Source organism: Streptomyces sp. NPDC088745, from assembly GCF_044751045.1.
Taxonomy (GTDB): domain Bacteria; phylum Actinomycetota; class Actinomycetes; order Streptomycetales; family Streptomycetaceae; genus Streptomyces; species Streptomyces cremeus.
In genome coordinates this window covers 901,455-908,425 of the sequence record NZ_JBIVLB010000001.1, presented here as the reverse complement: position 1 = coordinate 908,425, position 6,971 = coordinate 901,455, and the positions used below count along the sequence as shown (strand labels likewise).

Here is a 6,971-nt window from a genome sequence, read left to right as displayed (position 1 = left end):
GGGGGCCCTAAAACACGCTGGCCGCCAATTCCCCCCCCACCACCCCCTACGAGTCCCCCCCGGGGGGGGGGAGGTTTCCGGTCAACCGCCCCCGCCCCGGAACCGCCTCCGCAGCAACGCCCCGGAAAGGAAGCCCCATGGACTTCGCCCAGCGCACCATCGACCTCGCCCGCGCCAACGTGGCGGAGGGCGGTCGCCCCTTCGCCACCGTCATCGTCCGCAACGGCGAGATCGTCGCCGAGAGCGGCAACCAGGTCGCCCAGAGCGGGGACCCGACGGCCCACGCCGAGATCCTCGCGATCCGTGACGCGTGCACCGAGCTCGGCACGGAGCACCTGACGGACTGCACGATCTACGTTCTGGCGCACCCGTGCCCGATGTGCCTCGGCTCGCTCTACTACTGCTCACCGGCCGAGGTCGTCTTCCTCACCACGCGCGAGGAGTACGAGCCGCACTACGTCGACGACCGCAAGTACTTCGAGCTCGGCACCTTCTACGAGGAGTTCGCGAAGCCGTGGCAGGACCGGCGGCTGCCGATGCGGCACGACGCGCGCGAGGCGGCGGTGGACGTCTACCGCGACTGGCAGTCCCGCAACGGCGGCCGACGCCGGGTCCCGGGCACCCCTCGCGCCTGATCCACCGCCCCCGGGCCGCCGGGCAGGCAACGGGCGACGGGCGGCAGGCGGTAGGCGACGGACGGCGGGCGACGGGCGACGGGCGACGTGACGAAGCCTCCCCCTCACCGCCGCCGGCGCGACGTCCCGAAGACCGACCTGCTGATCTCCCTCCCCAACTGCGTCCCGATCGACCGGGCCAGCGACTTGAACATCCCGCTCTCCATCACCTGCTCGATCAGCGAAGGGTCGTCCCGCTCCCCGGCCGGAGCGGGCGCCGGGGCCTGCGCGGCCTGGACCTGCGAAGCCTGGAGCTTCTCGTACGCCGACTCCCGGTCGACCGCCTCCGCGTACCGCCCGTACAGCGGCGACGCCCGCACCGCCCGGTCCAGCGCCTCGTCCCCCACCGGGCCCATCAGCGACTCCGGCGCCCTCAGCCGCGTCGCCGCCACCGGAGTCGGCGCGCCCTTATCGCTCAGCACGGTGATCACCGCCTCGCCCGTACCGAGGCCGGTCAGGACCTCCTCCAGGTCGTAGGGGGAGGTCGGGAAGGTCCGCACCGCGGCCCGCAGGGCCTTCGCGTCGTCCGGCGTGAAGGCCCGCAGCGCGTGCTGGACCCGGTTGCCGAGCTGGGCCAGGACGTCTGCCGGGACGTCCTTCGGGGTCTGCGTCACGAAGAAGACGCCGACCCCCTTGGAGCGGATCAGCCGCACGGTCTGGGTGACGGCTTCCAGGAAGGCCTTCGAGGCCCCGCTGAACAGCAGGTGCGCCTCGTCGAAGAAGAAGACCAGCTTCGGCCGGTCCAGGTCCCCGACCTCCGGCAGGTCGTGGAAGAGGTCCGCCAGCAGCCACATCAGGAACGTCGAGAAGAGCTGCGGACTGCGCTGCACCGCCGCCAGCTCCAGCACCGAGACCAGCCCCCGCCCGTCCGCCGCCCGGCGGAGCAGCTCGACGGTGTCGAACTCCGGCTCCCCGAAGAACGCGCCCGCCCCCTCCTGCTCGAAGACGGTGAGGGCGCGCAGGATGACACCGGCCGTCACCGTCGACAGGCCCCCGATGCCCTTCAGCTCCGGCTTGCCCACGTCCGAGGTCAGGAACGCGACGACCGCCCGCAGGTCCTTCAGGTCGACGAGTTCGAGCCCCTTCGCGTCCGCGTAGTGGAAGATCAGGCCGAGCGACTGCTCCTGGGTCCGGTTGAGCCCCAGCACCTTGGCGAGCAGCACCGGGCCGAAACTCGTCACCGTCGCCCGCAGCGGGATGCCCGGGCCGATGCCGCCCAGCGCGTAGTACTCACACGGGTACCCGGTGGCGGACCACTCCTGGCCGACCGCCGCCGCCCGCTCCCGCACCTTCTCGCTCTCCGCGCCCGGCGCACCGATGCCCGACACGTCGCCCTTGACGTCGGCCAGGAACACCGGGACGCCCTGCGCGGAGAGCTGTTCGGCGACGAGCTGGAGGGTCTTGGTCTTCCCGGTGCCGGTCGCGCCCGCCACCAGACCGTGCCGGTTGAGCACGGCGAGGGGGACGCGGATCTGCGCCCCGGGGAGGCAGGCCCCGTTCCAGAGCAGCGCGCCGAGGTCCAGCGCGGGGCCCGTGAAGGCGTACCCGGCCACGATCGCCGCGGCCTCGGCGTCCAGGGAGGGAGCCGGGGACGCGGCCGGGGAAGCAGGGGAAGCAACCGGAGAAGGGGCCGGTGAGGGGCCCGGAGCATCGCTCATGTCACCGGAGGGGGTACTTCCGCTCATCGTTTGCTCCCGTTCTGGCGCTGAATACGACCTTTGCACCCCTCCCTCATGGCTGCGCCCGGAGCACCTTCCCCGGTAGGCTTTCCGTGTGATCTTCAAGCGCATCGGAAACGGCCGGCCGTACCCCGACCACGGCCGGGAAAGCACCCGGCAGTGGGCGGACGTCGCGCCGCGCCCGGTCCGCCTCGATCAGCTCGTCACCACCAAGGGCCAGCTGGACCTGGAGACCCTCCTCGCCGAGGACTCCACCTTCTACGGCGACCTCTTCGCGCACGTCGTGAAGTGGCAGGGCGACCTGTACCTGGAGGACGGACTGCACCGCGCGGTCCGCGCCGCGCTCCAGCAGCGCCAGGTGCTGCACGCCCGCGTCCTCGAACTGGGCTGACCCACAAGAGACTTCCCGGGCGGCCCCCCGGCCCTTCCGGCACCCGCCACGGCACTCGGGTGTCCCATTGGCCCTTTTGGGTCGGTCATTGACCCATTCGTTGATCATTTAGTACGCATTCACTCCGGACGGCACTACGCTGCGCCCATGAGCATGCTGACTCCCCCCGGCATGGGCGGAAAGTACCGCATCACGGGTAACGCCTATCCCCGGATGCGCCGTCCCCACCGCCGCCGCCGGATCATCGCCCTGGCCGTCGCGGCCGTCGTCGCGCTCGGCCTGGCCGGATGGGGAACGATGCAGCTCGTCGACGTCTTCACCGGTGGTGAGAAGAAGGCCGTGGCGGGCGGCAAGAAGCCCGGCTGCACACCGGCGACGACCGGCGCGGCCGTTCCCGCCAAGGACGCGGCGAAGCTGCCGAAGCCCGCCGAGGTCAAGGTCAACGTCTACAACGCGACCGTGCGCCCCGGCCTCGCCAAGCAGGTCGGCGAGGAGCTGAAGAAGCGCGGCTTCACCGTGGTGAAGACGGAGAACGCGCCCAAGGAGTACGACAAGAAGGTGCCGGCCGCCGCCCTGCTCGTCGGCGCGCCCAAGTCCCTCCAGGCACAGCTCCCGGTTCTCGGCACCCAGCTCAGGGGCGCCGAGAAGAAGGCCGACGCCCGGGGCGCCCAGGAGGTCGACTTCATCATCGGCAACGCCTTCAAGGCCCTGGACACCCAGAAGGACGCGGACGCGGCCCTGGCCGCCCTGGCCAAGCCCGCCCCCGCGCCCTCCGGCGAGAAGTGCTGAACGTTCCTGTCGTGGCGGAGGACTACTCCGCGGTGCCGTACATGCGGTCGCCCGCGTCGCCCAGGCCCGGCACGATGTAGCCGTTCTCGTTGAGCCGCTCGTCCACCGAGGCCGTCACCACCGTGACCGGCGTGCCCGCCAGCTCGCGCTCCATGACCTCCACGCCCTCCGGCGCGGCCAGCAGCACGACCGCGGTGACGTCGTCGGCGCCGCGCTTGATGAGTTCCTGAATGGCCGCCACCAGCGTGCCGCCGGTCGCCAGCATCGGGTCCAGGACGTAGACCTGCCGGCCGGAGAGGTCCTCGGGCATCCGGGTGGCGTACGTCTCCGCCTGGAGGGTCTCCTCGTTGCGGATCATGCCGAGGAAGCCCACTTCGGCGGTCGGCAGCAGCCGGACCATGCCGTCGAGCATGCCCAGACCGGCCCGCAGGATCGGGACGACCAGGGGGCGCGGGTGCGAGAGCTTGACGCCCGTGGTCGTGGTGACCGGGGTCTCGATGTCGACCTGTTCGGTGCGCACGTCCCGGGTGGCCTCGTACGCGAGCAGGGTGACCAGCTCGTCGGCGAGGCGCCGGAAGGTGGGGGAATCGGTGCGCTTGTCGCGCAGCGTGGTGAGTTTGTGCGCCACCAGCGGGTGGTCGACGACGTGTATCCGCATGTTTCCACAGTAACCGGGCGTGCCGGGCCCCTGCTCCCCGCGCACGCCCGGACAGACGTCCCGTCGCGTTCCGGCTCGCATCATCCCCGGAACCTGAGGGAAGGTGAAGACGTACCGAAAGACGCCTCATCAGGACGGTGCGGGCCCATGACGCAGCAGCCAGAACAGGACACTCTCCACGCCGAGCAGCTCACCGAGGAGCAGCGGGCGCAGGAGTCCGACGCGGCCAGGAGGCGGCGACGCGCCCAGTTCCTCCGCGAACTCAACGAGGCCAAGGAGCTGCGCGACCGGGTCCAGCCGCGACGGGCGCGGGCGGCGAGAATGCGCCAGCAGATGCGGATGCGGACCTTCCGCTGGTAGTCGTACGACCGGTCCGGAGCGCCCCGCGGACAGGCCGCCCACCTGACTGATGCACGACGCAAGAGCGGAAGACATCCCGCTCGCGACTGGTTTCTGTCACGATTCCGATTGGGCGGGGCCTTCTGAGCACCGCTGAATCGTCACCTCTGACCAGTGGGAGAGTCACGGTGTACTTCGCCGCACTGCTCGCGCGCACCGAAGACGGATGGGAAGCGAGCGACACGGAGCTCGACGACGTGGAGTCCCTCACGGACCTCGTCGAACTTGCCCGCGAGGGCTCGGTGGACGACGACATGGTGCTCGTCTTCATCGAGCAGGAGGACGCCTGGTTCGGCGTCGTCCGCGTGGAGGAACTGGAGGACCCGCGGATCTACGTCTCCGACGCAGCCGCGGCCGCCCGTTCCTCGTACGGAGAGATCCTCACCGACGAGCTGCTCGGCTCCGACGACGACGTCGTCGTCGACCTGGAAGCACTGGACCTCGACGGCACCGAGGACGGGGAGAGCGAGACGGAGACCGTGGACGAGGCAGAGTCCACCGACGCCGTCGCGCTCGTGCCCGCCCAGAGCGGGCCCGCCGTCGCGGGCCCGGCCGGGGACCGGCTGATCCTGGCCGACCTGGGTCTGTCGGAGAAGGAGCTGCTCGCCCTCGACAGCGACGCGCTGTCCACGATCGCCGAGGCGCTGGGCGCCGCGGAGATCCTGGAGGCCGTGCGCTAGTGCCCGAGGAGTCCCCCCTGTCCGATCCCGTACGAGATCCCTGGCGTACGGCCATGACGCTCGCCCTGTCCGAGGCGGCAGCGGCGGCGCGGTCCGGCGACGTGCCGGTCGGCGCCGTCCTGCTGTCCCCGGCCGGGGAGGTGCTCGCCACCGGGCACAACGAGCGCGAACTGCACGGCGACCCGACCGCGCACGCCGAGGTGCTGGCGGTCCGGCGGGGCGCGGAGAAGCTCGGGGAGTGGCGGCTGACCGGGTGCACGCTGGTGGTCACCCTGGAGCCGTGCACGATGTGCGCGGGCGCGATCCAGCAGTCCCGCCTGGAGCGGGTCGTCTACGGCGCGCGCGACGAGAAGGCCGGGGCCGCGGGCTCGCTCTGGGACCTGCTGCGGGACCGGCGGCTCAACCACCGGCCCGAGGTCGTCGCGGGTGTGCGCGAGGAGGAGTGCGCGCGGCAGTTGACCGCCTTCTTCCGCGAGCGGTAGCGCGGACCGGCGGTCATCGGTTTCGGAGCACTGCCCGGCGTGTACTAGACTCTGTCTCGGTAGCGTGTCCGAGTGGCCTAAGGAGCACGCCTCGAAAGCGTGTGATGGTGCAAGCTATCCGTGGGTTCAAATCCCACCGCTACCGCCATCAGAAGAGAGCCCCTCCGGGATTCCGGAGGGGCTCTCCTCATGTCCGCACGCGGTCGCCGTGACCGGCGGCCACGCAGCAGCAGCCCCGGCCTGGGGAAGGCCGGGGCTGCTGCTGGTCCGTGGGGGCCGCCGCTCGCGGGAGGGGTTCAGGCCGGGGGAAGCGGCATCGGGGGGACAAGCCGCTTCCCCCGATGAGAACGGACCTCCAAGTCCGGGCCGCAGTCAGGGGAGTGCGCGGCGCGGACCCCGCAGTAGGGTCACGTTCCTCACCCGGTGGACTCCTGCCAGATCCCTCCGGGCTCAAGGACAATCCTGCTCCCCCCGCAAGCCCGGCATCCCCGCCGAAGGACCTCCGGGGGCGGGCCCTTGGTCCTTAAAGGGCGGGTGGGACGGAGCGGGAGATTCCGGCGGTGCCCGCAGGGTGATCGCACGCGCCCGCTTGAGTTGTGCGGTCCTGCGGTTAGACTCTCGCGACCGCTCGGCGGACCACAGGGGAGGGTCTGGGCATGGACATCAAGAAGGCCATTCTCTACATCCTGGTCGTTTTCGTGCTGTATACGATCATCACCTCCCCGGAGAAGGCCGCCAACATGGTCGGACTAGGCTTCCAGGGCCTGTCCGACGCGGCCAAGGGAATCGGCTCGTTCATGACCAACCTCGTGAAGTAGCCCGGACGCGTCCGCCGCGTCCCTCCGACGGCCGCTCCTCTTCCCCAAGGAGTGCCCCGTGATCCGCCATCTGGTCCTCTTCAAGCTCAACGAGGGCGTCTCCCGCGACGAGGAGCGCGTGCAGGCCGGCGCGAAGGCCTTCGCCGAGCTGCCCGGCCTCATCCCCGAGCTGGAGTTCTGGGAGTCCGCCTGGAACGTCTCGGACCGCCCGATCGCCTACGACTTCGCCATCAACTCGGCCGTGGCGGACGCCGATGCGCTAAAGGCGTACGCCGAGCACCCGGCCCATCAGGCGGCCGTCGCACAGTGGCGCGAGTTCGCCACCTGGGTCATCGCGGACTACCCCTTCTAGGCCGGGCGGCCACCGCTCCCAGGGCTTCCGCAGCACGACCCCGCACCCT

General features: G+C 71.0%; 10 protein-coding genes and 1 tRNA gene. 9 read left to right on the top strand and 2 right to left on the bottom strand.

The window, feature by feature from the left end; all coding sequences use genetic code 11:
- Nucleotides 1-137: 137 nt before the first annotated feature.
- Nucleotides 138-635 (top strand): nucleoside deaminase, encoded by a 498-nt coding sequence (locus ACIP93_RS04130; RefSeq protein WP_345220659.1) that lies wholly within the window; start codon nucleotides 138-140, stop codon nucleotides 633-635.
- Nucleotides 636-739: 104 nt separating this feature from the next.
- Here ACIP93_RS04130 and ACIP93_RS04125 read toward each other — a convergent pair whose 3' ends face one another.
- The gene (locus tag ACIP93_RS04125; RefSeq protein ID WP_401755390.1) at nucleotides 740-2,359 is read right to left on the bottom strand and encodes a helicase HerA-like domain-containing protein; all 1,620 of its coding nucleotides are present in this window, start codon (nucleotides 2,357-2,359) and stop codon (nucleotides 740-742) included.
- A gap of 88 nt (nucleotides 2,360-2,447) precedes the next feature.
- On the opposite strand from ACIP93_RS04125, the gene ACIP93_RS04120 reads away from it, so the two are divergent.
- Both ACIP93_RS04120 and ACIP93_RS04115 read left to right on the top strand, forming a co-directional pair.
- Complete coding sequence (locus ACIP93_RS04120) at nucleotides 2,448-2,744, top strand: type II toxin-antitoxin system VapB family antitoxin (protein ID WP_003955420.1); 297 nt, start codon at nucleotides 2,448-2,450, stop codon at nucleotides 2,742-2,744.
- Between the two features lie 147 nt (nucleotides 2,745-2,891).
- Entirely contained in the window at nucleotides 2,892-3,533 is a 642-nt protein-coding gene (locus ACIP93_RS04115; RefSeq protein WP_345220660.1) for a LytR C-terminal domain-containing protein, read from the top strand.
- Nucleotides 3,534-3,555: 22 nt separating this feature from the next.
- On the opposite strand, the gene upp is transcribed toward ACIP93_RS04115, so the two are convergent.
- Nucleotides 3,556-4,191 (bottom strand): uracil phosphoribosyltransferase, encoded by a 636-nt coding sequence (upp, locus tag ACIP93_RS04110; protein ID WP_345220661.1) that lies wholly within the window; start codon nucleotides 4,189-4,191, stop codon nucleotides 3,556-3,558.
- A gap of 147 nt (nucleotides 4,192-4,338) precedes the next feature.
- Between upp and ACIP93_RS04105 the strand changes: the two genes are divergently transcribed.
- From ACIP93_RS04105 to ACIP93_RS04080, 6 genes are all read left to right on the top strand, one after another.
- Nucleotides 4,339-4,551: a hypothetical protein gene (locus tag ACIP93_RS04105; RefSeq protein WP_345220662.1), complete on the top strand. Its 213-nt coding sequence runs from the start codon at nucleotides 4,339-4,341 to the stop codon at nucleotides 4,549-4,551.
- 167 nt (nucleotides 4,552-4,718) lie between these two features.
- Nucleotides 4,719-5,270 (top strand): hypothetical protein, encoded by a 552-nt coding sequence (locus tag ACIP93_RS04100; RefSeq protein WP_345220664.1) that lies wholly within the window; start codon nucleotides 4,719-4,721, stop codon nucleotides 5,268-5,270.
- 53 nt (nucleotides 5,271-5,323) lie between these two features.
- Entirely contained in the window at nucleotides 5,324-5,752 is a 429-nt protein-coding gene (gene tadA / locus ACIP93_RS04095) for a tRNA adenosine(34) deaminase TadA (protein ID WP_401755385.1), read from the top strand.
- 58 nt (nucleotides 5,753-5,810) lie between these two features.
- A tRNA-Ser gene (locus ACIP93_RS04090) sits at nucleotides 5,811-5,900 on the top strand.
- Nucleotides 5,901-6,408: 508 nt separating this feature from the next.
- On the top strand, nucleotides 6,409-6,570 hold the full coding sequence (locus ACIP93_RS04085) for a hypothetical protein (RefSeq protein ID WP_189822638.1): 162 nt from the start codon (nucleotides 6,409-6,411) through the stop codon (nucleotides 6,568-6,570).
- Between the two features lie 58 nt (nucleotides 6,571-6,628).
- Entirely contained in the window at nucleotides 6,629-6,922 is a 294-nt protein-coding gene (locus tag ACIP93_RS04080) for a Dabb family protein (protein WP_189822637.1), read from the top strand.
- Nucleotides 6,923-6,971 lie beyond the last annotated feature (49 nt).

Excerpts from the sequence above, each read along its gene's own strand:
- ACIP93_RS04125 (WP_401755390.1), bottom strand. The coding sequence starts at position 2,359 with ATGAGCGGAAGTACCCCCTCCGGTGACATGAGCGATGCTCCGGGCCCC.
- ACIP93_RS04105 (WP_345220662.1), top strand. The coding sequence starts at position 4,339 with ATGACGCAGCAGCCAGAACAGGACACTCTCCACGCCGAGCAGCTCACC.
- upp (WP_345220661.1), bottom strand. The coding sequence starts at position 4,191 with ATGCGGATACACGTCGTCGACCACCCGCTGGTGGCGCACAAACTCACC.
- tadA (WP_401755385.1), top strand. The coding sequence starts at position 5,324 with ATGACGCTCGCCCTGTCCGAGGCGGCAGCGGCGGCGCGGTCCGGCGAC.
- ACIP93_RS04085 (WP_189822638.1), top strand. The coding sequence starts at position 6,409 with ATGGACATCAAGAAGGCCATTCTCTACATCCTGGTCGTTTTCGTGCTG.
- ACIP93_RS04115 (WP_345220660.1), top strand. The coding sequence starts at position 2,892 with ATGAGCATGCTGACTCCCCCCGGCATGGGCGGAAAGTACCGCATCACG.
- ACIP93_RS04130 (WP_345220659.1), top strand. The coding sequence starts at position 138 with ATGGACTTCGCCCAGCGCACCATCGACCTCGCCCGCGCCAACGTGGCG.